Here is a 24,763-nt window from a genome sequence, read left to right as displayed (position 1 = left end):
CGCGTTCTTCAGCCGCTCCAGGAATTTTCAAGGCGACGATGGCTGCCCTAAACACAAAAAGGCGGCCCCCGTTTTGGGGGCCGCTAAAATCCGATTACTGTCTGTCGATAATAGCAGGTCGGCGATCATGGTCGACATCCCTGTCGTGATCGCCCTTTTTGATGATGACGGTTTTGTTGTCGTCCCGATGATCACGGTCGCGTATGACATCACGGTCGCGATCCCTGTCATGATCTCCGTGCCCCTGTCCAACCGTTACGCCAACAGGGCCAACACCGACCCCAACCTCTTCCGCTCCAGCAGGTATCGCGCTGCAAATTCCGGCCACGGCGGCGATCATTACGGCATATCTAATCATTGCGTACTCCTATCGTTGTTAAACTCTGAGAGGCCAATACCCCGACGTCAGGATCGTTCCCCCTATTGCTGATCCGCTAAAGTGGGAGGAGCAATTAAAGGTGATGGGAGAGGCGACCAAGAGGCCCCTGAGAGTGAGCAATATTGCTCACTTTATTTCCCCGAAAGAGTTTAAGGAGGCGAATGAGCAATATGGCTCACTCTCTTTTCCCCGGAGGAAGCGGGACCTTTTGCCCGACCGCGCTGTTGCAATACGGGCGCATATTTCGCATTGCGTCGCCACTAGCGCAGCCGGCGCACCAATCGGACAGTTCGACGTGAAGCGCCTCAGGCATTTTCGGTACACTCGACGACATGGTCCCGGTATCTTTGCCGTCCCTGAAACGTCGCGCTAGATGGATGTCCCGATCACCCAGGGCACAGCCGAAGACCTCGCTTTCCGGGTTGCCATTCGCCAATCGGAAATCCGCTATCGCCGGCTTTTCGAGGCTGCCCACGACGGCGTTCTTATCCTGGACTCCGTCAGCCGAAAAATCACCGACGCCAATCCTTTCATGTCCCAGTTGCTCGGCTATCGCCACGAAGAGTTGCTGGGCAAGGAGCTTTGGGAAATCGGCCTGCTGAAGGACGAGCAGGCAAGCCAGGCCGCGTTTCGGGAGCTGCAGAATAACGGCCAGGTACGCTACGAAGATTTGCCGTTGGAATCCAAATTGGGCGAGAAGCGGGAAGTCGAGATCGTGGCCAATCGCTACGATGAGGACGGCACGCAGGTCGTTCAGTGCAATGTCCGCGATATCACCGAACGAAAGCGGACCGAAGCTGCGTTACGCGCGAGCGAAGAACGCTTCCGCACCCTGTTTGAGCTGGGCCCCTCGGCCGTCTATGCCTGCGATGCTCGTGGCGTCATTCAGGATTTCAACCAGCGGGCAACGGAATTGTGGGGCCGCACGCCGGCCCGCGGCGATGACAGCGAACGGTTCTGCGGCTCGATCAGGATGTTCCGTCCGGATGGAAGTTTCCTGCCCCACGATCAGTGCCCCATGGCGTGGGTAGTCTCCGGAAAAGTGTCGGAGGTCAATGACGAGGAAGTAATCATCGAGCGGCCCGACGGCTCGCGGGTGACCGCCGTCGTAAATATCCGCTCGCTCCGGAATGAGCGCGGAGAAGTCACCGGCGCGATCAATTGCGCCTACGACATTACCGAGCGGAAGCATGTTGAAGAGCACCAGCGGTTCCTGATGGGCGAACTCGCCCACCGGGGCGGAAACCTGCTGGCGGTGATCCAATCCATCGTGGCCCGCACCTTGGTCGGATCGAAGCCTATCGCCGAGGAGCGCAACACACTTACGCGGCGCCTGCAGGCACTCGCAGGCAGTCAATCGGCGCTGATGAGCAAGGGATTCCAGGGCGCTCTGGTGGCGGAGATCGTCCGGCTCGAGTTCGAAGGATTTTCCGACCGCGTCACGGCTGCCGGCCCGGACGTGATGCTGAATTCCAGGGCAGCGCAGACCTTTGCGCTGCTGCTGCATGAACTCGCGACCAATGCGGCCAAATACGGTGCGCTCTCGCAGCCGGCCAAGGGCCAGGTCGATATTCACTGGTCGGTTGACGGGGAAGCTGAGGAAGCCAGATTCAAGTTTTATTGGCAGGAGCGCGACGGACCGCCAGTCGTCGTTCCGGCGCGTAAAGGCTTCGGCAGCGTCTTGCTCGAAAAGCTCGCTTCACAGGATTTTGGCGCGCAACCAACGATCACGTTTGCACCCCATGGATTGAGCTATTCGATCGACGCATCCCTGCCGACGATGACTGCCGGGAATCAGCGAACAAATCTCCTGCGTTCGAGTGACTACTCTCGTCCCTGAAGGAGACGTGCAGTCGATGCTGCCGAGATAACGTGCGTTATTCGGGGTGATTTGGGTTTACACCGTCGATGTCGGTTCGCTTCAGTAGATAGTCCAGTCCGCCAACGCGGTACCAGCGATAGCCATAAGCCTCCAGCATCAAGCTGTGCTTGCCCCGATCATTGGCTTCGCTGTGGTTTTCCGACAAAAGGTTGATCAGGTGTTTTCCGTCGTCACCGGCAACCCCAACCGAGAATGACACCTCGCGCGGCTTCTCGTCGAGATTGTGAACGAAAAGTACCGAGTTATTCCGCCAATCGTAGCGAATGACCAGAACGGCTGGATCACGCGTCGCGATCACACGGAAGTCACCCCAGCCGATCTCCGGCACTTCCTTGCGCATCCGGATAATGCGCTCGGTCCAGTTCAGCATCGAGTTGGGATCACGGCGCTGCTGGGCAACATTGATGTGTTCGTAACCGTAGGGGCTTACATCGATGACGGGCGAGCAGGGCTTTTCGCTTTCGGTAAATCCGCCGTGTGGTTCGGTCGACCACTGCATCGGCGTTCGGGCGCAGTTGCGCTCTGGCAGATCAAGATTGTCGCCCATCCCGATTTCGTCGCCGTAGCGGATCACGGGTGTACCTGGCAACGTACACATCAGGCTGTAGGCGAGTTCGAGTCGTCGGCGATCACCCCCCAGCATCGGCGCAAGGCGACGCCGGATGCCCCGCTCATACAACTGCATATTCTTGTCGGGGGCGAAGCTCTTGAACACCACGGCCTGTTGCTTCTTGGTTAGCCGGCCGAGATCGAGTTCATCGTGATTGCGCAGGAATAGGCCCCATTGGGCTGAAGCTGGTCGCGGTTTTGTGGCCTTGAGAGCCTTTGCGAGCGGACGGGAGTCGGCGGACGCCATCGCGTAGAACAAATTCTGGTTGACGTGGAAATTGAACATCATGTGCATGCGGTCGCCATCCTTGCCGAAGTATTCCATGTCGGTTTCGGGCAGGACGTTGGCTTCAGCGAGAATTATGGCGTTGCCTTGCCGCCATTGCAGGAATTCACGGAGGGTACGAAGCATGTCGTATTGTTCGACCGGCGTCCTGACCTTTGCGCCCTTGGTTGATATCACGAAGGGCACGGCGTCCATCCGAAAGCCGGAGACGCCGAGTTGTATCCAGAAACCCATGATCTTGAGGATCTCGGCCTGGACGTACGGGTTCGACGTGTTGAGATCGGGTTGAAAATCGTAGAAGCGATGAAAGAACCAGGCCTTGGCTTCCTTGTCGTGCGTCCATGTCGATTTCTGCACCCCGGGAAAAACCATGCCCTTGCTGGCGCTGGGGGGTCTCTTGTCGGCCCATACGTACCAGTCGCGATGTTGAGAATTCGGCGAGCTTCTGGCGTCGCGAAACCACGGATGGGCATCCGAGGTGTGATTGACGACGAGATCGATAATGACGCGAATGCCTCGTTGCCGGCAGCCGTGAGTGAATTCCACGAAGTCACCGAGCGTGCCGTATCGCGGGTCGACACCATAATAGTCGGAGATATCGTAACCGTCGTCCTTGCCGGGCGATGGCTGAAACGGCATCAGCCAGATCGCGGTCACTCCCAACCCGTGCAGATAGTCGAGACGCCGCAACAGCCCTTTGAAGTCGCCGATCCCGTCGCCGTTAGCATCCATATAGGTCCCGACGGACAGGCAATAAAATACGCCGTTCTTGTACCAAAGATCATCGATCATGAGAGATGTTCATGGTACACTCCGTTTGAGGCGGGTGCGGTTTCAAATGGAAACACGGCGCTCAAACATGAACGCTCCGGTCTGCACGGAAGTTCCATGCAGGCATTTTCTTAAGGCTGGACCGAGCGATCCCTGGCGAATACCGCGCGCCGGGCGTTGAGCTTGTCGGCCTCGTCGAGCGTGAGGATCGCGACCTAGTTGACGCGTCCCAGTCGCATGTCGGCACGCCCGTCGTTCATTCTGGTCCGTGACCTACGTCGGCGCGTCCGGCTCCACGACCACGATGACCGCATTGCGCTCGACCGTTTCGCCCGCCCGGCAGTTTACGGCCGCGACGACGCCGTCGGTTTCGCTGCTGATGCGCAGTTCCATCTTCATCGATTCGAGAATGGCGGCGACGTCGCCGGCCTTGATCCGGTCGCCGACCGAGACGTTGACCTTGAGGATCATGCCCGTCATCGGCGCCCGCAATTCGCCGCTCGTCTCCGCCGCCGCGCTGATATAGGTCAGATAGGGAATGGCGGTCAGCGTATGCACGCCGCGCCGGTCGTGGACGAACAATGTCTGATCGTGCTGGTGAATGCGTACCGTTTCACGACGGCTTCCGACCACGGCGGTGAAGCTGTCCTCGTCGTCAGGAACCAGCCTGACCGACAGTCTGTCGTCGTTGATGCCGACGAGCATGGTGCCATCGGCCTGCAATGGCGCAAACCTGATCTCCGCGCTGGCGCCGGCCGCCTCCAGATGCAGGATCGGGATCGGCGAAAGTCCATCGTCGCCGGCCGCCATCTGCCAACAGGTCACCTCGCGCGACAGCCACGGATTGTGCGAGGAATTGGTCGCTACCGGCGGGCGCTGCCGGGTCATCCAGAAATAGGCCCCAAGCGCCAGCGCCTCGGTGTCGGATCCCTTTGCCTTGTCTACGAGCTGACCGATCTGCTCGTCGATCAATCGGGTATGGAACGTGGCGTTGCGGGTTTCGGGCAGCCCGATCAGGCGTGCGAGAAAGCTTTGATTGGTGGTGATGCCGAAGATCGAGGTCTGCTCGAGCGCGCGGCCCAGTTTGTCGAGGGCCTCATCGCGGGTCTCGGCGTGCGCGATCAGCTTGGCCAGCATCGAGTCGTAATAGGGCGTAACGGTCGATCCGGTTTCGACGCCGGTCTCGACCCGAACGCCGGCATTGGGGAAGCGGATATAAGCAAGCTCACCGGTACAGGGCAGGAAATTGTTGGCGGGGTCTTCGGCGCAAATTCGTGCTTCGACCGCATGGCCGTGGTGGTGGATGTCGGCTTGCGCCATGGGCAAGCCATTGCCCGCGGCAATCCGCAGCATGAGCTCAACGATATCGATGCCGGTCACCATCTCGGTGACGGGATGCTCGACCTGGAGGCGAGGATTGACCTCGAGGAAATAATAGCTGTCGCCGCTGACGATAAATTCGACGGTACCGACGCCACGATATCTCAGGCGCTGACCGAGCCGCACGGCGTCGGTCAGCATTCGCTCGCGCAACTTGGCGGCAAGGTTCGCGGCTGGAGCTTCCTCGATCAGCTTCTGGTGCCGCCGCTGCAGCGAGCATTCGCGTTCGAACAGGTGAATGACATTGCCTTTGCCGTCGCCGGCGATCTGCACCTCGATATGACGTCCATGCTCGATCAGTCTTTCGACGATCAGCCCGCCATGCCCGAATGAGCTTTTTGCCTCGCGCATCGCGGCTTCGATTTCACCGGCCAGACCATCGAGATCTGCGACGGCGCGCATTCCCTTGCCGCCGCCGCCGGCCGCCGCCTTCAACATCGCGGGCAGACCGAGCTCGCGCACGGTCCGGGCAATTGCTGCCGGGTCCTCGCTCGGCATCTGGCTGCCGGGTACGGTCGGCACATCAGCGGCTTCGGCCTCGCGCTTGGCGGAGGCCTTGTCGCCGAGCCGGTCGATCACATCAGGCGTGGGGCCGATAAAAACCATGCCCGCGGCCTCGACCGCCCGCGCGAACGCGGCATTCTCCGCCAGAAAGCCGAACCCGGGATGAATGGCTTGCGCGCCGGCGGCTTTTGCCGCGGCGATCACGGCGTCGATCCGCAAATAACTGTCGGATGCGGCGGCCCGGCCGATCTCATAGGATTCGCCGATCGTCTTGACATGCAGGGCGTTGGCGTCGGCTGCGGAGTGAACGCCCGCGACCTTGATGCCGAGCCTGCGACAGGTTCGCGCAATGCGGCAGGCGATCTCACCGCGATTGGCTATCAGGATTTTCTTGAACACCGATATCCCCTGTCGTCACATGCGCAAAACGCCGAAATCCGTGGCTTGTTGCGGTAGCCGGCCGGCCAGATCGAGCAGCAGCGCCATGACATTGCGGGTTTCGAGCGGGTCGATCACCATGTCGCACCAGGTGTTGCGGGCGAAATTGTAGGCGTTTGCGAAATCCTCGAACGTCTTGCGCACCGGCGCCCGATAGGCCTCGCGCTCCTCGTCGGTCCAGCTCGTGCCCTCGCGTTTGTGTCCTTCGTCCTTGACCATCGCGAGCGTGTTGGCGGCCTGGTCGGGGCCCATGATCGCGGAACGCCCGTTCGGCCACATCATCATCGCGTTCGGCCTGAAGGCGCGGCCACACATCGAGAGATAGCCGGCGCCATAGGCGTTGCCGATGATCAGGGTGTATTTCGGCACATTGGCGCTCGCCATTGCGGTGATCATCTTGGCGCCATGTTTGGAAATGCCGCCTTCCTCAGCCTCGCGGCCAACCATGAAGCCGGTGACGTCGGCCATGAACAGCAGGGGAATGTTGCGCTTGCAGCAGAGATCGATGAAGTGCGTCGCTTTCAACGCGCTTTCCGAAAACAGCACGCCGTTGTTGCAGAGGATCCCGACTTCAAATCCCATGATGCGCGCGAAGCCGGTGATCAGCGTGTCGCCATACAGCGGCTTGAATTCGTGAAATTCGCTGTCGTCGATCAGGCGGCCGACGATGTCGCGGTTGTTGGTCGGCACGCGCGGGTCGGCGCTGACCAGCCCGTAGATCTCGTTGGGATCAGCGCGCGGTGGGCGAGGCGGGGCCACCTTCCAGCGTTGCGGCGCAATCTCGCCGAGATGGGCGACGATGTCGCGGGTGATCGCAATGGCGTGGCCGTCGCTTTCGGCTAGATGGTCGGTCACGCCGCTGACACGGCTGTGCATCTCGCCGCCGCCGAGCGCTTCCATGCCGACTTCTTCCCGGGTAGCCGCATAGACCAGCTGCGGGCCGCCGAGAAACATGGCGCCCTGATTACGCACGATGACGGTCTCGTCGCACAGCGCCGGCATATAGGCGCCGCCCGCCGTCGACGGCCCGTGCACGACGGCGATCTGCGGGATGCCTTCGCTGGACATCCGGATCTGGTTATAGAAGATCGAACCGAACTGGCCTTCGTCGGGAAAGATATTGGGCTGGTCCGGCAAATTGGCGCCGCCGGACTGCACCAAAGTGACGCAGGGCAGCCGGTGCTGCCAGGCGAACCGTTGGGCACGAACGTGCTTCTTGCAGGTGATGCCGTAATAGGTGCCGCCCTTCACGGTGGCGTCGTTGGCGATGATCATGCAGGCGCGACCGGATACCATGCCGACGCCGGTAATGATGCTGCCGCCGGGGGGCACACCCTCATACATGCCTTCGCCGGCAAGCTGGCAAAACTCCAGGAAGGGCGAGCCGGGATCGAGCAGGGCGGCAATCCGTTCCCGCGGCAATAATTGCTTGCGTTCCTTGTGCAATCGCCGCGCCCGTTCCGGACCTCCGACGGCTGCCGCCGCGCGACGGGCATAAAGATCGGCAATCCGTGCCTGATAGGCCTCACGGTTGCGCCGGTACTCCTCGCTCGTCGTCGGCACCTCGGACTTCATCACGGCCATCGTGGATAACCTAATAGCTGCGTGGCAAGCCCATCACGTGCTCGCCGATATAGTTGAGAATCATTTCGCGATTGAGCGGGGCGGTCTTCAACAGGCGAACCAGCGGGTAGATGTCGAAGATGCCGTACTCTTTGGTGAAGCCGTTACCGCCATGGCACTGCACGGCGGTGTCAACCGCCTTGATGCCGGCGTCGGCGGCGGCAAGCTTGGCCATATTGGCGAACTCGCCGGCCTCGCGGCCCTGGTCGAAGATCCAGGCTGCTTTCAAGGTCATCAGGGAAGCCATCTCCACATCGGTGCGCGCGCTCGCCAGCGGATGCTGCAAGCCTTGATAGGCGCCGATCGGCACGTTGTTGAAGACCTTGCGCTCTTTGACGTATTCGACGGCGCGGTTCAGCGCATAGCGACCGAGACCACAGCAGATCGAACCGACCAGGATCCGCTCCGGATTGAGGCTCTTGAACAGAATGCCAAATCCCTTGTCGATCTCTCCGACGATATCCTCCGGTCCGAGGTCGACATCGTCAAAGAACAACTGCCATTGGGTTTCCGGTGCCGGAATGCTGACCGGGATGTATTGTTTCGCGAGTCCCTTGGCTTTGAGGTCGACGATGAACAACGTGAAGCCGTCGGTCTTTTTTGCGGTTTCGCCGTGCGGCGTGGTACGCGCCACCACCAGTGCGTGGTCGGCGCCATCGGCGTCGGTGATGAAGGTTTTCTGGCCGTTCAGCGCGAAGCGGTTGCCGCGCTTGGTCGCCATCGTGGCGGTGCGGATCGTGTTGCTGCCGGCATCGGGCTCGGTGATCGCGAAGCAGAAACGCGTCTTGCCGGCGCACGCATCCGGCAAATAACGCATCTTCTGCGCTTCGGAGCCGTATTTGGCGATGAAGCCGAGGCTCATCGCCGCGCCGACCACGAGGTTCAGCAGCGGAATGCCGTTATTCGATAATCCTTCCAGGAAAAGATGCATCTCGACCATGCCCTGGCCGGCGCCGCCATATTCCTCGGGCACCATGGTTCCGACGAAACCGTCGTCGGCGATCCGCTGATACAGCGCGTCTGGAAAGACGTGCTTGTCGGCGCATTCCATCCAGTATTTACGATCGAATTTCTTGGCGACGGTGTCTCCATAGCCGAGGATCTGCCGCTGTTCGTGCGTAAGATCAAAGTCCATAGATCGGCTCCGGTTGGCAGTTGGCCATCCTGTTTAGGCAGAAAGCCTGCCTGATTTCAATCTAACAATCGTTAGAATCGAACATTTGTTAGAAAATGAGTGTGCCGCGCTTCAGTGCGGGGTCTTCGCAACTGAAGTCTTGGCAACTGGGGTTCTGGCAAGTCTCGCTTCCAGTTCGTGGCGCTGAACCTTGCCGCTGGTTGAACGCGGAAAATCCGAAAAAGCGATGAAGTTGAACTGCCGGGGCCGCTTGTACGAGGCGAGATCGCGCCGGCACAGTTCGAGCAGATGTGCTTCGGTGACGCTGTCATCGCGGCAGGAGACAAAGGCGACAGGCACTTCGCCCCATTTTTGGTCTGGTGCCCTGACCACCGCGGCCTCGGTGATGCGGCTGTCGCTCAGCAGAACCCGTTCGATCTCGGCTGGATAGACGTTCTCGCCGCCGGACTTGATCAGATATTTGACGCGATCGACGAAATCCAGCGAGCCGTCGGGGTTGCGCCGGAACACATCGCCCATGTGAAACCAGCCGCCGCGGAAATCATGCGCGTTAGTTTCGTCGGCCTGCCAATAGCCGGAAAACAACGTAGCGCCGCGCATCGCGAGTTCCCCGGGCTGGCCCGGAGCGACTTCCTGATCGGAGGGGTTGACGAGTTTGATCTGGCAAAACGCGCTTTGCTGTTTCGACAGCCGCTCGGGTATTTCACCCGGCGCGATCAGGGCCCGGGTCGCTGGAGGCAGGCCGGTTTCGGTCGAGCCGAAGCTGTTGAGGTAGGGCGCTTTCAGCAACTCGGTCACCTCGGCGATCGCGTGCGGCGGCACCAGATCGGCCATCGCGCCGCACACCCGGACGCCTTTCACGTTGGTTGCCTGCGCCTTCAGCGCCGCGGCAAACGCCTCCACCATCCCCGGGATCAGGACCAGCCAGCCGATCTGGTGACGTTCGACCGCCGCCAGCAGTGCATCGACCTGAAAGCCGTCGATCATCACGACCGTGCCGCCGCGCAGCAGGGTTGAAAGGCTGTGATCGGTCGAGGCCATGTGAAACATCGGCGCCCACGCGACAAAGCTGTCGCGCGGCGAGATGCTCAATTCGGAGCTGAACACCAGCGCGCGGGCGATCATCGCGCGGTGCGAGATCACCGCGCCCTTGGGCAGGCCGGTGGTGCCGCTGGTGTAGAGGATCACGAGGCCGTCTTCAGGCTCCGCAACCACCGGCGCGGCATGATCTGCCTGCTGTTGCAGCAGGCGTTCATAGGGCGGTCCGATTTCGAGGGTTTGCCAGGCTTGCCCTGCGGGAATCACGAGACTGCCGGCCAGATCCGGTTCAGAGATCACGAGCTTCGGCGATACCAGTTCGATGCAATAAGCGAGTTCGCGCGGCGATAGACGCCAGTTCAGGCAGGCGGTGATGACACCCAGATTGGCGGCCGCCAGTTCGATCTCGATATATTCGGGCCGGTTGCGCGACAGCAAAGCGACACGGTCGCCCCGGCTCAAGCCAGAGGTCGCCAGCATCGCGGTTGCGCGCTCGACGCGGCTTTGCAACTCGCCGTAGTTGATCTGCCGCCCCTGATATTCGATCGCGGTGTCGGCTGGTTGAATCTGTGCGCGAATGCGGAACAATTCACCGACCGTGAGACCGGAGCCGGCCGCGGCAGCGCCACCGAATACGCCGGTCATGAATTCGCCCGTCATCTTGCGTCCACTCCCGAGGCGTTTTCTTGTCGTTTTTGCGCCTGTCGATATCGCCCGAAACTATACGCTTGCGGCGGTATCCGATCAAACCTAAATTCTAACGCCTGTTCGAAAATCAAGAGCGTTCGCGCGCAAGCGATCGAGGGCCGCGGAGTGGCCCGTCAGCAAAAAAGGGGAAGAGCCCATGTCCGACCGGTATGCCGCCTACACCAAGCTGAAGATCGATTACCCGTCCAAGCGAGTCCTGCGGCTGACATTCGACAGGCCCGAGACCTACAATTCGGTCGATGCGCAGACCCACACCCAACTCACGAATATCTGGCGCGACATCAATGACGATCCCGATATCAGCGCTATCATCGTCACTGGTGCGGGCAAGGCATTTTCGGCCGGCGGCGATTTTGAGCTGATCAAGAGCATTCTCGACAACCCGAGCGCCCGCATGGCGACCTGGAAGGAGGCCAAGGACCTAGTCTACAATGTCATCAACTGCAACAAGCCGATCATCTCCGCGATCAACGGCGTCGCGGTTGGCGCCGGCCTCGTCGTCGGCATCCTCGCCGACATTTCGATCTGCGGAAAATCCGCACGTATCGTCGATGGTCACACCCGGCTGGGCGTCGCGGCGGGCGATGTCGCCTGCATCATCTGGCCGCTGCTGTGCGGGCTTGCCAAGGCAAAATACTATCTCCTGACCTGCAAGCCGCTGTCGGGAACCGAAGCCGAGCGAATCGGGCTGGTTTCGCTGTGCGTCGAGGACGACGAACTGCAAAAGGTTGCGTTGGAAACCGCCGAAGATCTGGCGGCCGGTGCGCAAAGCGCGATCCGCTGGACCAAATACGCCCTGAACAACTGGCTGCGCGTCAACGGTCCGCTGTTCGACACGTCGACCGCGCTGGAGATGCTCGGCTTCACCGGCGCCGAGGCGCGGGAGGGACTGGCGTCGCACCTCGAGAAGCGCAAGCCGGTATTTCCGGAGGATTGCCCGATCTGACGCGGCGCAGCAGCAGCACGGTCCGGCGGGGTTCGCCGGGCCTTGTTCGCTAAGCCTTGCCGTTGGTTCACGCCGCGCTTCACATCGCAGCCAGCTTTTCCCGCAGCCGATCGATCGCTTCGGGATTGGCCAGCGCCGAGAGGTCGCCGGGATCCTTGTTCTCGATCACGGCGCGCAACACCCGGCGCATGATCTTCAGATTGCGCGTGCGCGGCAGATCATCGACAAACAGGATCGTTTCGGGACGATACGACGTGCCCATTGCCGCGACGAGGGCGGACGATAGCTCGGCCGCAAGGCTGCGATCACCCGCGACGCCCGGCATCGGCACGCAGGCGCAGACGATCGCCGAGCCCTTGACGGGATGCGGGATGCCGATCACGGCGGCTTCCGCGAGCTTGCCAGTCGCGACCAGAATGCCTTCGAGTTCCGACGGCCCGGTGCGCTTGCCGGAAATCTTGATGGTGTCGTCGGAGCGGCCGAGAATGTAAAACAGCCCGTCCTCACCGCGCATCGCGAAATCGCCATGCACCCACAGCCCCGGCAGCGTGCTCCAGTAGCTCTCGATATAGCGCGCATCAGCTTTCCAAAGGCTTTTGGTCAGCCCGATCGATGAATGCCGTAGCACCAGTTCGCCGACCGTCCCATCGGGCACGCGCTGCCCGCTCAGGTCGACGATATCGACGCCGACACCGAGCGCGGGCCGCGAGAAGGAGCCCGGATTCATCGGGTGATTGGGCGTGCCGGTAAAGATGCAGCCGCCGACTTCGGTGCCGCCCGAAATATTGATGATCGGGATTTTCTTCTTGCAGACGTGCTCGAAGAACCACAGCCAGGGCGCCGCGGTCCAAGCTTCGCCGCCGGAGGCGGTGATCCGCAGGCTGGAAAGATCGTAGGTTTCGATTTCACGCCCGTATCGCATCAGGCTGCGCACGATCGTCGGCGACACCCCGAGATAGGTCACCCGATGTTCGGCGATCAGGCGCCAGAACCGGCCCGTATCCGGATAATCAGGCGTACCTTCCGCGATCAGCAGGCTGCCGCCGGCGAAACTCGGGATGCAGGCGCACATGGCGCCGACCATCCAGCCCATGTCGCTGAAAAAGAAGAAGCGATCGGACGATTTGAAGTCGCCGCAGATGATCATATCGCGGGTCACCATCGAGCCGATGAACCCGATATGGGTCCAGACGCATCCCTTCGGCTCACCGGTCGTGCCCGATGTGTAGAGCAGGATCGCGGGGTCTTCGGCCCGCATCTCGGCGGTCGCGATGTCAGGGTTTCCGCTGGCGACGAATTCGTCCCACCAGAGGTCGCGGCCGTTCTGCATCGGAGTGTCGATCGCATGTCCGTCGCGACGGGTGACGATCACCCGTTTCACGGTGGGCGCAGCCTCCAGGGCCACGTCGAGTACGGATTTGAGCGGCGCCCGCGCACCGCGCCGCCAGGTCCAGTCGGCCGTGATGACGGCTTTTGCTTCGGCATGGTTCAGGCGGGTCTGTATAGGCGCCGGACCAAAGCCTGAGAATAGCGGCATGACGATCGCGCCGAGCTTCAGGATCGCGAAGAACGCGACGAATGTCTCCGGCAGGTTCGGCATATAGATCGCGACAACGTCTCCGCGGCCGATCCCGTGATCGTGGAGTCCCTGTGCCAGCCGCCTGACGTCATGATCGAATTGGCGGTAGCTCAGCGAGCGGCGTTGGCTTTTGTCTTCGCCCTCCCAGACCAGGAAGGTCTGATCCCAACGCGGCGTGTCGCGATGCTTGTCGAGGCAATTGAGCACGATGTTGGTGGTGCCGCCGACACACCAGCGCGCCCACGCCTGACCATCCGAAACATCCAGGACCTTGTCGTAGTTGCGGTAAAACCGCACATCGCAGAATCGAAAAACTTGCCCCATCAGCCAGGCCGGATCGGCCTCGGCTTGCGCGGCGAGATCTTCATAATCCTTGTGACCGGTGACGCGCAGAAATGCCGTCAGATTGCTTGCCGCGACCAATTCGGGTGGTGGCATCCAGAGATATGGCGTGGTGTCGTTCATGAACGATCTTGTGCCTTGTCCGGCGGTCGCGAAAGCTAACGCTGCGACGCACACGGCGTCAATGGCCGCTTTCCTTTGATTCTAACGTTTGTTAGAAATGCGGTGAAACCGGAAAAGGCGGGGAGAAGGACATGAATTCGGCCACGCCAACGTTTCTCGCGCCGACGCACTTTGTCGATTGCAACTCGCCGGAGATCGGCGAGTTTGTTTCACGCAGCCTGGATGGCGCGCGCGACCTGTCCGAGACCGGCAAGGCGATCCGGCTGTTCGATGCGGTGCGCGACGGCATCAGATACAATCCGTTCGATATCGGCACCAGCGCGGACGACTACCGCGCCAGCCGGATCGCCGTAAAGCCGTCGAATTATTGCGTGCCGAAGGCAATCCTGCTGACGGCCGCGTTGCGCAACGCAGGCATTGCCGCGGCGGTTGGATTTGCCGATGTCCGCAATCATCTGAACTCGGCGAAGCTCGCGGAGTTGATGGGAACCGACCTGTTCATCTACCATGGTTATGTCGCGCTGTGGCTCGACGGCAAGCAATTCAAGGTAACGCCGGCGTTCAACACCGAGATGTGCGAACGGTTTGGCGTCCGGCAGTTGATCTTCGACGGCAAAAGCGACGCGTTGTTTCACGAGTTCGATGCCAACAGCCAGCGTCACATGGAATATGTCCATGATCGCGGCTGGTTCGCCGATCCGCCGATCGAACAATTGCTGCGCGAGTTCCACGCCATGTACCCAAAACTCTGGCAATCGAGCGCCGACCGGGTCGCGGTGCGCGACGATGCATTCGGCGGCCCGCAATAGGAAAAGCGGCGGCTATTTGGTCGTGGTTGCTGTTGTCCGCGGCTTGGCATACTGGACCGCGACCCGTCCGACCTTCTCGCGGGCAATCACCAGCTTCTGGATTTGCGCGGTGCCGTCGCCGATCTGAAGGCCCATTACGTCCACGTAGCGCTGATGGAACGGCAGGTCGGTGGTGTAACCGTAATGGCCGTGGGTCAGCAGGCACTGGTGAATGATCTCGCATGCTACCTTCGGCACATACCATTTGCACATCGCGGCCTCCGCGGTGTGGGCCAGTTGCCGGTCGCGCAGCGATAGCGTGTAGAAACAGAGCTGCCGCATCATGGTAAGCTGTGTCTCGGCTTCCGCGAGCGGGAAGCTGACGCCCTGATACTGCGCGATCGGCCGATCGAAGGCGATGCGGTCGGTGCTGTATTGCCAGGCTTCGTCGACCGATGCCTGCGCCGGGCCGATGCATTCGAGGCCGATCAAAGCGCGGCTATAGTCGAAGCCGGACATGATCTTGGAAAAGCCCTTGTTCTCCTCGGCCATCAGGCATTCCGCTGAAATCAAGACATCGTCGAAGAACACCGAACCCCGGCCGACCGGCCTGGTGCCGATGTCGTCGAAATGGGTGCGGGTGATGCCGCGCTGGTTGAGATCGACAAAGAAGGCGCTGACGCCGTGGGCGCCGTCCTCAATGCTGCCGGTGCGCGCGAAGATCACGGCGGCGTCGCATTGGTCCGAGAAACTCATCGAGGTTTTCTCGCCATTGAGCCGGTAGCCGTTGCCGGATTTTACGGCCCGCAAAATCAGGTTGGCGGCATCCGAACCGCCGCGTGGCTCAGTCAGGCCGAGGCCGATGATGGCGTCCCCGCGCGCAACGCGCGGCAGCCATTGCTGCGCGATATCGCGCGAGGCGTATTGCGCGATCATGCCGCCCATCAAGGAGGCTAGTAACGGGACATAACTGGCATTGAAGTCGCCATAGGCGATCTGCTCGATGACGATCCCGGCGGTGGTGCTGCTCTCGCCGAGGCCGCCATATTGCTCCGGCAGATCGACGCCGATCAGTCCGAGTTCGCCCATCTCCTTGAGCATCGCGCGGTCGATGCGGTCATGCCTGGCGCGCTGCTGGTAATGAGGGGAGAGCTTCTCGCGGGCAAATCGCTGTGCGGTCTCACGAAACGCCTGCTGTTGCTCGCTGAGCGCGTAGTCCATGTCAATCTTCCGTTCCTGAGGGGCGGCCGGTCGGAGCCGGGAGAGACTCGGCTACTTCGCTTTGACGGTGCCAGGCTCGCGTTTGGAGAATTTGACCGCATCGATCATCTGGCGGGCGTCATGGGCCAGATGCAGCGTTTCGCCGCCGTCGATGTACCATTCCTCGCCGGTGACGAACTTTCCGAGCGCCGAGCTGAGGAAAATGATGGCGGCTGAAATATCCCCGACGTCGCCCATGTGACCCATCACATTGCGGTTCAATTTCAGCCATTGCTCGGGATTGATCGGGTAGTGATCCATGCCTTCGGTCTTGATGGTGCCGGGCGCGACGCAATTGAGGCGGATGCCGAATTCGGCCCACTCGAACGCCAGTGTTTTCATCATGGCGAGAACGCCGCCGCGCGCTGCCGCCGTGTGCACAAAACCGCTCAACCCGGAGCGGACACAGGCCGTCACGAAGACGATGGAGCCGCCATGCTCCAGCATGAAATGATCGGCGACCGCCTTGGTCATCTGCCAGGAGCCGATCAAATTGTTGCGAATCACGGTCTCGAAGCCCTTGTTGTTGAGCTCGCGCGCCGGCGTCACGAACTGACCGCCGGCATTGTTGACGAGGATGTCGAGCCGACCGAATTCGTCCTTGATCCGGTGCATGGCGGCGTCGATCTGGTCGGGCAGGCGAATGTCGGTCGAGATCGCCACGGCCTTGCGGCCGAGTTCCTGGATGATCTTGGCGCAGTCCTCGATCGGTTCGGCGCGGCGGCCCAGCACCACGACGTCGGCGCCGCAACGCGCCATTTCGATGGCGGTGGCGCGACCCATTCCGGTTCCGCCCCCGGTCACCAACGCGACCTGGCCGCTGAGAAGGTCCGACGCGAAACGCATATTGGGCATTGGCTGCATTTGGGGGTCCCGATGGTTGAATACCGGTTGTAATCGAATGGTTCGGCAGTATTCTAACAGATGTTAGAAATCTCCGGAAGAGAGACTCCAGAGCGAGGCGAATTGGTATGAGCACGCAGGTTTCCGGCAACGACATGCCTTCGGTCTATCTGGAAGAAGAGCATGAGCTGCTCCGGGCCCAGATCCGGCGTTTTGTCGACGAGGAGATCAAGCCGCACGCGCTGCAATGGGAACAGGACGGCATGGTGCCGCGCGAGGTGTTGCAGCGCATGGGCCAACTCGGTTTTCTCGGTATCCGCTATCCCGCGGAATATGGCGGTTCGGATCTGAACACGCTGGCGACGGTGATACTGGCGGAGGAGCTCGGCCGTTCAACGTTCTCGGGCGTGGCCATCACGGTGCTGGTTCATACCGACATGGCGTCGGTGCATCTGTTCAACGGTGGATCGCCGACGCTGAGGGACCGTTTCATGCCGGATGTCGTCGCCGGCAAGAAAATCGTCGCGGTCGGCGTCACCGAGCCCGGCGCGGGTTCGGATGTGAAGGCCATCCGCACCACCGCCTGCCGCGATGGCGACAGCTATGTGCTCAACGGCGCCAAGATGTTCATCACCAATGGTGTCCATGCCAATCTCTATTGCATTGCAGCGGTCACCAATCCGGAGGCGCGGCCGTCGCAGCGGCTGTCGATGCTGTTGGTCGAGAAGGCAACGCCGGGCTTTCGGGTCGGCCGTGCCCTCGACAAGCATGGCTGGCGCTCGTCCGACACCGCGGAGTTGCTGTTCGAGGATTGCCGCGTGCCTGCCGAAAACCTGCTCGGCGAGGAAGGCCATGGCTTTTATGCGATCATGCGCAATTTCCAGAACGAGCGGATCGTGATCGGCGCGATGGCGATGGGCGAGGCCCAGGCCGCGATCGAGATCACGCTGGATTGGGTGACGCAGCGGCAGGCCTTCGGGGCGCCGCTATGGTCGAAACAAGCGATCCGTCAGCGTTTGGCGATGCTGGCAGCCAAGGTCGCGGCGGGCCGTCAACTGGTCTATCATTCGGCGTGGCTGGTCACCAAGGGCATCGACGCGACCAAGGAAGTGTCGATGGTCAAGGCGTATTGCGGCGAACTGGTCAACGAGGTGATGTACGACTGCCTGCAGTTTCACGGCGGCATGGGCTACATGCGCGAGAGCGCGATCGAGCGGATGACGCGCGATGCACGCGTGCAATCGATCGGCGGCGGCACGACGGAGGTGATGCTGGAGGAAGTTGCCAAGCGGATGCGCTGAGACCAGCGCTGATCTGTCAGGATCAGGCTTTCTTGACCCCGTCGAAGATCAGCAGTTCGGTCCGTCGAGCCAGTTGCAGCACCGCGTCCTTGCTGTCGAGGCTAAACCATTCGATCGTCCAGTTCAGCGCGCCCAGCACGAAAATCCGCAATGGGACGATCTCGATATCGGCGCGAATTTCTCCGGCGCGGCGCGCGTCGAGAAAGAGCCGGTCCCAGTATTTTGCGTAAGCCCTGCGCAGCGGGCGATGCGGTTTCTTGAGCGACTCGGGCAACTGACCGTAGATACGGATATTGGCGGATGTGAAGTCACTGGCTTCGAGCAGCGCCACCAGATGCGCCTCGATGGCAAGCCCGATGCGGCGGCGGTGCGAGACCTTGCCTGCATCCTTGAGGGCTTTCTTGACCGCTTCGAAGACATGCAGCAGCCCGAGATGCAGAACCTCGTCGAGGATCTGCTCCTTGGAATCGAAATAGTAATAGATGCTGCCGGCCTTGATTTCGGCCATCGCCGCGATCTGGCGTAGCGTGGTGGCGGAGTAGCCCTGGCGGCGGAACAGCTTGGCCGCAGCCTCCAGAATCGTATCGCGTGACTTTTCCGATTTTGAAGCCTGGGCTGCCGGGGCGGCCGCTTTCCCCGGCGAGGTGGCCTTCTGGGATATCTTCGCGGGATGAGGATTGGCACGGCGCTTCGGCCTGGAGAGACGCTTCTCGGGACTGGAAACCAGCAAAGCCCGCCGTGTCGGATTCATGTTCAAATGCCTTCTCCGCGCGATTATTGGCGCAGCTAAAACACTTCGTCAACCGCCACGCGAACGATCGCGTGAAGCAGGCGAGATCGCGACCATGAGGACCGACGTTGACGTCGTCTCGATCAGGCGAAACAATCGGCCAGCGATTGCGTTCAAACACAACAATAAAACAGACTGGGAGGTTGATATGCGCGGACTCCATGGACGACGGACGATTTTGACCGGCGGGGCAAGCGGGATCGGACGGGCGACGACACTCAGGCTGGCCGACGAGGGCTGCGTCGTCGGCGTCTTCGACCAGAATCTGGCGGGTGCGGAGGAGACAGCGCATCTGTGCGCCGCCAAGCCCGGCCGAGTGCTGGCCTTTCAGGTCGATATCACCGATCGCGATGCGGTCGCCGGCGCAACAGACAAGTTCGAAGCCGCCGCCGGGCCGGTTGAACTGCTCGCCAATGTCGCCGGCTGGGATATCCCGATCGCCTTTCTGGAGACCGATCGGGCCTTCTGGGACAAGGTCATCGGCATCAATCTTTACGGCCCGCTCAATCTGCATCACGTCGTGGTCAAGCGCATGGTCGAACGCAGCTTTGGACGCGTCGTGAATGTGGCATCCGATGCGGGCAGGGTCGGCTCCTCCGGGGAGGCGGTCTATTCGGCCTGCAAGGGCGGCCTGATCGCATTCACAAAAACGGTGGCCCGTGAGTTGGCACGAAAGAACATCATCCTGAATGTGGTGTGCCCCGGTCCAACGGATACCCCACTGTTCGAGGCCTTTACGCAGAGTTCGCCGTCCGGCAGCAAGATCGCCGAAGGCCTTGCGAGGGCCATTCCGCTACGGCGCCTTGGACAGCCGGAGGACTATCCAGGCATGATCGCGTTCCTACTCAGTGACGATGCCGGCTACATCACGGGACAAACGATCAGCGTATCCGGCGGCTTGACCATGCACGGCTGATGTAACGGATCGCGGGCATCAACGTCGAGATGAACGCGCCGATGCCCGGGTCAGGCGAAGCCTGCCATGGGTTCTCGGTAGAAATTGAGCCCCCTTGGCGCTGAGGAAGTCCAGCATCGCCCGCGCCGGCGGCAGCAGCACTTTGTCCTTGCGGGCCAGTGCGAACCATTGCCGGACGACGGGAAGGCCAACGACGTCGAGGGTTACCAGCCGTCGCTCGTCGAGTTCGGTGGCGACCGTATGCGCGGAAATGAACGCAATTCCGAGGCCGGCAATCACCGCCTGCTTGATGGTTTCGTTGCTGCTCATGGCCATGCCGATTTTGGGGCGGACCGCGGCGGTCTCGAATAATTGCTCCATCAGGCCGCGGGTACCGGAGCCGGGCTCGCGCATCAGGAACGTTTCGTTGGCAAGATCGCTCAGCGCCACGCGGGCCTTGCGGGCCAGGCGGTGGCTGGTCGGCGCGATGATGACATGGGGGTGATCGCCGATCAGATGAACGTCCATATCGATATCAGCGGGAGGGCGGCCCATGATTGCGAAATCGAGATCGTAGCCGCGCAGGGCGGTGCCGATCTCCTGCCGGTTTCCGATCGACAACGTGATGTCGATATTCGGATGCAGCTTGGAAAATCCGGAGATCATGAACGGCACGAAATATTTTGAGGTGCTGACGGCGCCGATCGCGATACGTCCCGCGGTCTTTCCCGCCATCATCTCCAGCGAAGTCTCGCAATCCGCGATCGCGGCCTCGATACGCTCGCTGAGCGCCAGCACCTCGCGCCCGGCATCGGTCAACAGCATTCCCTCGCTGGTCCGCTGCATCAGGGGCAGGCCGGCAAGCGCCTGTAGATTGCGGATCTGCAAGGTGACGGCCGGCTGCGTGAGATGGAGCCGCTTGGCGGCCGAGGTCACCGATCGATCGCGATGAACCGCGGCCAGTGCGCGCAACTGGCGAATGGTCAATTCCCGCAGAAAACGGCCAGCCATCGCTTCCCCCATTATAAGAATTACTTTGGTCCAGCCAAAGATAAGAAAATTTCACTAATTTAGCAAACTGGGCTGTTGTGTGCGGGCGGCTCCCAATCAGCAAGCCGCGTTGCGATGGCCCCCGAAGAGGGCAATGACAGGGAAACGACCATGGACGAACGCGTCACCTTGCGTTCTCATCTCGACCGATCGGTGTCGCGGACGCCGAACGGGTCCGCGGTCAATGCCGTGGTCGAGGCGGTCGCTGCCGCGGCGATCGAGCTTGCCGACCTGATCGCCCACGGGCCGCTGGCCGGCATTACGGGACGGCTCGGCGGGTTCAATTCGGATGGCGACCGGCAAACGGATATCGACCTTGCCGCCGACACGATCATGCAGCGGGCGCTGCGGATCCCGGCGGTCGCGGCCGTCCTGTCGGAGGAATCCGAACTCCCTGAGATTTTCGATGCCGGGGCGCCGCTCTGCATTGCGATCGATCCGCTCGATGGATCGGCCAACCTTGAGAACAATATTTCGGTTGGAACCATCTTCTCGATCCGCCCGCGCGGCAACGATGTGCTCTCGACCTTCTTTGAGCCCGGCACCGCGCAATGCGCGGCGGGATTCGTGGTGTATGGCCCGCAGACCAAGCTCATCCTCGCCATCAACGGCGACGTCGATGCTTTCGTTCTCGACCGTCGCACCGGTGAATTTATGTTGACCGAGCGCGGCGTGAAAATCGCGCACGATACGCCGGAATTCGCCATCAACGCATCGAACCGCCGGCACTGGCACGGGCCGGTTCGCGCCTATATCGACCAATGCCTGGCCGGCACCAGCGGCAATGGCGAGGCGGATTTCAACATGCGCTGGATCGGTTCGCTGGTTGCCGAATCGCTCCGTATCCTGGTCCGCGGCGGTGTGTTCCTGTATCCGGCCGATGCCCGCCCGGCCTATCGCGAAGGGCGTCTGCGCCTGCTGTACGAGGCGCATCCGATGGCGCTGGTGATGGAATGGGCGGGAGGGGCCGCGATCACCGGACGCCGGCGGGTTCTCGAACTCGCAGCGAAAACGCCGCACCAGCGCGTGCCGCTGATCATGGGATCGTTGCGGGGCGTCCGCGACGTCGCGGCCATCCATGACGCCATCGAGCCGATGTTCGACAACAGCGATGCCCCGCTGTTCGCGCGGCGCGGCCTTTTTCTCGAGAGCCGGTGAGATCGGATGTCGCGCAGCTATCCCATCATATCGATCACGGGCTCTTCCGGCGCCGGCACGACGTCGGTGAAGAAGACGTTCGAGAACATCTTCCGCCGCGAAAATGTGACCGCAGCCTACATCGAGGGCGATGCGTTCCATCGCTATAACCGCGCCGAGATGCGGACCAAGATGATCGAGGAGGGCGAGAAAGGCAACAAGCATCTGAGCCACTTCAGTCCCGAGACCAATCTGTTCGAGGAGCTGCAGAAGGTCTTTCGCGACTACAGCGAAGCCGGCACCGGCACGACACGCCACTACATCCATGATGATGACGAGGCAAAATTATACGGCGGCTCGCCCGGCACGTTCACCGCATGGGAACAGTTGCCGGAAAAATCCGATCTGCTGTTCTACGAGGGCTTGCACGGCGCCGTCGTGACCGACGAGATCAACGTCGCGCAATATGCCGACCTCAAGATCGGCGTCGTTCCCGTCATCAATCTGGAATGGATCCAGAAGCTGCACCGCGACCGCCACGACCGCGGCTACACCGCGGAGGCGGTGACCGATACGATCCTGCGGCGGATGCCGGATTATGTGAATTACATCTGCCCGCAATTCAGCGAAACCGACATCAACTTCCAGCGCGTGCCGACGGTCGATACCTCAAACCCGTTCATCGCGCGCTGGATCCCGACGCCGGACGAATCGATGGTGGTGATCCGGCTCAAAAATCCGCGCGGCATCGACTTTCCCTATCTGCTGTCGATGATTCCCAACAGCTTCATGTCGCGCGCCAATTCGATCGTGATCCACGGATCGAAGCTCGACCTCGCCATGCAGCTCATCCTCACCCCGCTGATCCTGCAACTGATCGAACGCAAGAGGCGCACCGTATGACTGCTCCTGCTCTCGCCGCTATCGCCAGCCGCCCGGCTGTTTCGCACGCCGACATGGCCAACGCGATCCGCTTCCTCGCCATCGACGCCGTCGAAAACGCGAAATCGGGCCATCCAGGGATGCCGATGGGCATGGCCGACGTCGCCACCGTGTTGTTTTCACGTTTCCTGAAGTTCGATGCGGCCGACCCGGCCTGGCCGGATCGTGATCGGTTCGTGCTGTCGGCCGGCCACGGTTCGATGCTGCTGTATGCGCTGTTGTATCTGACCGGCTATGAGGGCGTGACCTCCGACGAACTCAGGGCGTTCCGGCAATGGGGATCGAAAACACCGGGCCATCCGGAAGTTGGCCACACGCCGGGCGTCGAGACCACCACCGGGCCGCTCGGGCAGGGGATCGCCACCGCCGTCGGCATGGCGATGGCGGAGCGCCTGCTCAACGCGCGCTTCGGTAACCAGCTTGTCGATCATCATACCTACGTCATCGCGGGCGACGGCTGCCTGATGGAGGGTCTCAGCCATGAAGCGATTTCGCTGGCGGGGCATCTGCGGCTCAGCCGGTTGATCGTGCTGTTCGACGACAACCAGATTTCGATCGATGGACCGACGTCGCTATCCTGCTCCGACGATCAACTGGCGCGCTTTGGGGCCTCGGGATGGTCGGCGTGCCGGATCGACGGCCATGATCCCGAAGCGATCGCCGCGGCCATCGAACAGGCGCGGCATGGCGACCGCCCCTCGCTGATCGCGTGCCGGACCGTGATCGGCTTCGGCGCGCCGAACCGGCAGGGGACCGAAAAGGCGCATGGCGCTCCGCTCGGCAGCGACGAGGTGGCCAGGACGCGGGAGGCGCTGCACTGGCCGCACCAGCCGTTTCAGCTTCCGGATGCCGTGCTCGATGCCTGGCGCGAGATCGGCGCGCAAGGGCGCGATATCCATCGGGCCTGGATCGAGCGCAGCAAGCGCCTCTGTTCGGGAGCGCGGTCGCCGTTTCATGACGCGCTGAACCGAAAATTGCCGTGCGACTATGCATCGACGATGGCGCTGATCCGTGACCGCCTCACCGCCGAGCAGCCCACCATCGCCACCCGCCAGGCATCGCAGCTCGTGATCGATGCGATCGCGGAAGCGTTGCCGAATCTGATCGGCGGTTCGGCCGACCTGACCCATTCGAACCTGACACGCGCCAAGACGCAGCGGCCGGTGCGGCATGATTTTTTCGAAGGCAATTATATCCATTACGGTATCCGTGAACATGCCATGGCCGCCGCGATGAACGGCATCGCCCTGCATGGTGGCTTTATTCCCTACGGCGGCACCTTTCTCACCTTTGCCGATTACAGCCGGCCTGCGATCAGGCTCGCGGCCTTGATGGGCGTGCGGGTCATCCATGTAATGACCCACGACTCGATCGGGCTGGGTGAGGATGGCCCCACCCATCAACCTGTCGAGCATCTCGCGTCACTGCGTGCGATCCCCAACCTTCTGGTGTTTCGTCCCGGCGATGCGGTAGAGACCGCCGAGGCCTGGGACTGCGCGTTGCGGGCGGATGCCAATCCGTCGGTGCTGTGCCTGTCGCGACAGGCGTTGCCGAATTTTCGTGAAATGGCCGGCGAGGCCAATCTGGTTGCATTCGGCGCTTACGTCGTCGTTGAACCGGAGGACGGCCGCGACGTCACCTTGATTGCAACGGGCTCCGAAGTGTCGCTCGCGCTCGCAGCGGCAAGGCTGCTGGAAAAAGCCAACGTCCGCGCCGCGGTGGTCTCGGCGCCGTGCTTCGAGCTGTTTCGTCGGCAATCCCGTGAATACCGAACCGCGGTTCTGGGACGCGTCCCAAGGATCGGTGTCGAAGCGGCGATCGAAGGCGAGTGGGCGCGCTGGCTCGGCGATGATGGCGAATTCGTCGGTATGACCGGCTTCGGCGCCTCCGCGCCCGCCGAGACGCTCTATCGCGAGTTCGGCATCACGCCGGAGGCTGTCGCCAAGGCCGCCACGCGCTGCGTCGCTCGCAAGCGAATGGCGGAAACTTATTCTTGATGCACTCGCACCACGGA

The 24,763-nt window shown here is 61.6% G+C and carries 19 protein-coding genes; 8 read left to right on the top strand and 11 right to left on the bottom strand.

The features are described from left to right. Positions 1-94: 94 nt before the first annotated feature. Entirely contained in the window at positions 95-358 is a 264-nt protein-coding gene (locus tag GSQ88_RS27470; RefSeq protein WP_246785043.1) for a hypothetical protein, read from the bottom strand. Positions 359-752: 394 nt separating this feature from the next. On the opposite strand from GSQ88_RS27470, the gene GSQ88_RS27465 reads away from it, so the two are divergent. Further along, on the top strand, positions 753-2,219 hold the full coding sequence (locus tag GSQ88_RS27465; protein WP_159010882.1) for a sensor histidine kinase: 1,467 nt from the start codon (positions 753-755) through the stop codon (positions 2,217-2,219). Between the two features lie 37 nt (positions 2,220-2,256). On the opposite strand, the gene GSQ88_RS27460 is transcribed toward GSQ88_RS27465, so the two are convergent. From GSQ88_RS27460 to GSQ88_RS27440, 5 genes are all read right to left on the bottom strand, one after another. After that, on the bottom strand, positions 2,257-3,948 hold the full coding sequence (locus tag GSQ88_RS27460) for an alpha-amylase family protein (protein ID WP_159010881.1): 1,692 nt from the start codon (positions 3,946-3,948) through the stop codon (positions 2,257-2,259). A 252-nt stretch (positions 3,949-4,200) separates the two neighbouring features. Beyond that, on the bottom strand, positions 4,201-6,210 hold the full coding sequence (locus tag GSQ88_RS27455; protein ID WP_159010880.1) for an acetyl/propionyl/methylcrotonyl-CoA carboxylase subunit alpha: 2,010 nt from the start codon (positions 6,208-6,210) through the stop codon (positions 4,201-4,203). A gap of 15 nt (positions 6,211-6,225) precedes the next feature. After that, the gene (locus GSQ88_RS27450) at positions 6,226-7,833 is read right to left on the bottom strand and encodes a carboxyl transferase domain-containing protein (protein WP_159010879.1); all 1,608 of its coding nucleotides are present in this window, start codon (positions 7,831-7,833) and stop codon (positions 6,226-6,228) included. Positions 7,834-7,843: 10 nt separating this feature from the next. After that, entirely contained in the window at positions 7,844-9,007 is a 1,164-nt protein-coding gene (locus GSQ88_RS27445; RefSeq protein WP_159010878.1) for an acyl-CoA dehydrogenase family protein, read from the bottom strand. Between the two features lie 111 nt (positions 9,008-9,118). Further along, complete coding sequence (locus tag GSQ88_RS27440; protein WP_246785041.1) at positions 9,119-10,705, bottom strand: class I adenylate-forming enzyme family protein; 1,587 nt, start codon at positions 10,703-10,705, stop codon at positions 9,119-9,121. A gap of 184 nt (positions 10,706-10,889) precedes the next feature. Here GSQ88_RS27440 and GSQ88_RS27435 point away from each other — a divergent pair, with 184 nt between their 5' ends. Beyond that, positions 10,890-11,699, top strand: coding sequence for an enoyl-CoA hydratase/isomerase family protein (locus GSQ88_RS27435; RefSeq protein WP_159010877.1), 810 nt, complete (start codon positions 10,890-10,892; stop codon positions 11,697-11,699). Positions 11,700-11,778: 79 nt separating this feature from the next. On the opposite strand, the gene GSQ88_RS27430 is transcribed toward GSQ88_RS27435, so the two are convergent. Beyond that, positions 11,779-13,743, bottom strand: coding sequence for an AMP-binding protein (locus GSQ88_RS27430; RefSeq protein WP_159010876.1), 1,965 nt, complete (start codon positions 13,741-13,743; stop codon positions 11,779-11,781). A 131-nt stretch (positions 13,744-13,874) separates the two neighbouring features. Between GSQ88_RS27430 and GSQ88_RS27425 the strand changes: the two genes are divergently transcribed. Further along, a complete protein-coding gene (locus GSQ88_RS27425) occupies positions 13,875-14,552 on the top strand; it encodes a transglutaminase-like domain-containing protein (protein WP_159010875.1) in 678 nt (225 codons plus the stop codon). Positions 14,553-14,564: 12 nt separating this feature from the next. On the opposite strand, the gene GSQ88_RS27420 is transcribed toward GSQ88_RS27425, so the two are convergent. Both GSQ88_RS27420 and GSQ88_RS27415 read right to left on the bottom strand, forming a co-directional pair. Further along, positions 14,565-15,752 carry an acyl-CoA dehydrogenase family protein gene (locus tag GSQ88_RS27420; protein WP_159010874.1) on the bottom strand — a complete coding sequence of 396 codons (1,188 nt, stop codon included), beginning with the start codon at positions 15,750-15,752 and terminating at the stop codon, positions 14,565-14,567. A 51-nt stretch (positions 15,753-15,803) separates the two neighbouring features. Continuing rightward, positions 15,804-16,655 carry an SDR family oxidoreductase gene (locus tag GSQ88_RS27415; RefSeq protein WP_159010873.1) on the bottom strand — a complete coding sequence of 284 codons (852 nt, stop codon included), beginning with the start codon at positions 16,653-16,655 and terminating at the stop codon, positions 15,804-15,806. 107 nt (positions 16,656-16,762) lie between these two features. Here GSQ88_RS27415 and GSQ88_RS27410 point away from each other — a divergent pair, with 107 nt between their 5' ends. After that, on the top strand, positions 16,763-17,935 hold the full coding sequence (locus GSQ88_RS27410) for an acyl-CoA dehydrogenase family protein (protein WP_210253902.1): 1,173 nt from the start codon (positions 16,763-16,765) through the stop codon (positions 17,933-17,935). A gap of 22 nt (positions 17,936-17,957) precedes the next feature. On the opposite strand, the gene GSQ88_RS27405 is transcribed toward GSQ88_RS27410, so the two are convergent. Continuing rightward, positions 17,958-18,686, bottom strand: coding sequence for a TetR/AcrR family transcriptional regulator (locus GSQ88_RS27405; protein ID WP_159010872.1), 729 nt, complete (start codon positions 18,684-18,686; stop codon positions 17,958-17,960). Here GSQ88_RS27405 and GSQ88_RS27400 point away from each other — a divergent pair. Then, positions 18,613-19,641: an SDR family oxidoreductase gene (locus tag GSQ88_RS27400; RefSeq protein WP_246785039.1), complete on the top strand. Its 1,029-nt coding sequence runs from the start codon at positions 18,613-18,615 to the stop codon at positions 19,639-19,641. The two genes, GSQ88_RS27405 and GSQ88_RS27400, sit on opposite strands and share 74 nt — an antisense overlap. Before the next feature lie 18 nt (positions 19,642-19,659). On the opposite strand, the gene GSQ88_RS27395 is transcribed toward GSQ88_RS27400, so the two are convergent. After that, on the bottom strand, positions 19,660-20,631 hold the full coding sequence (locus GSQ88_RS27395; RefSeq protein WP_159010870.1) for a LysR family transcriptional regulator: 972 nt from the start codon (positions 20,629-20,631) through the stop codon (positions 19,660-19,662). Positions 20,632-20,781: 150 nt separating this feature from the next. On the opposite strand from GSQ88_RS27395, the gene GSQ88_RS27390 reads away from it, so the two are divergent. From GSQ88_RS27390 to tkt, 3 genes are read left to right on the top strand one after another with little or no spacing between them, the layout of a single operon-like run. Continuing rightward, positions 20,782-21,828, top strand: a complete 1,047-nt coding sequence (locus tag GSQ88_RS27390; protein WP_159010869.1) for a class 1 fructose-bisphosphatase — start codon at positions 20,782-20,784, stop codon at positions 21,826-21,828. A gap of 6 nt (positions 21,829-21,834) precedes the next feature. Continuing rightward, a complete protein-coding gene (locus tag GSQ88_RS27385) occupies positions 21,835-22,710 on the top strand; it encodes a phosphoribulokinase (protein ID WP_159010868.1) in 876 nt (291 codons plus the stop codon). Next, positions 22,707-24,746 carry a transketolase gene (tkt, locus tag GSQ88_RS27380; protein WP_159010867.1) on the top strand — a complete coding sequence of 680 codons (2,040 nt, stop codon included), beginning with the start codon at positions 22,707-22,709 and terminating at the stop codon, positions 24,744-24,746. The genes GSQ88_RS27385 and tkt overlap by 4 nt, the downstream gene beginning before the upstream one ends. The last annotated feature ends 17 nt before the right edge of the window (positions 24,747-24,763 follow it).

Source organism: Bradyrhizobium sp. S69 (assembly GCF_009766005.1).
In the GTDB taxonomy this organism is placed as follows: domain Bacteria; phylum Pseudomonadota; class Alphaproteobacteria; order Rhizobiales; family Xanthobacteraceae; genus Bradyrhizobium.
Note: the sequence above shows the minus strand (reverse complement) of the source record. Positions and strands in the feature narration are given on the sequence as shown.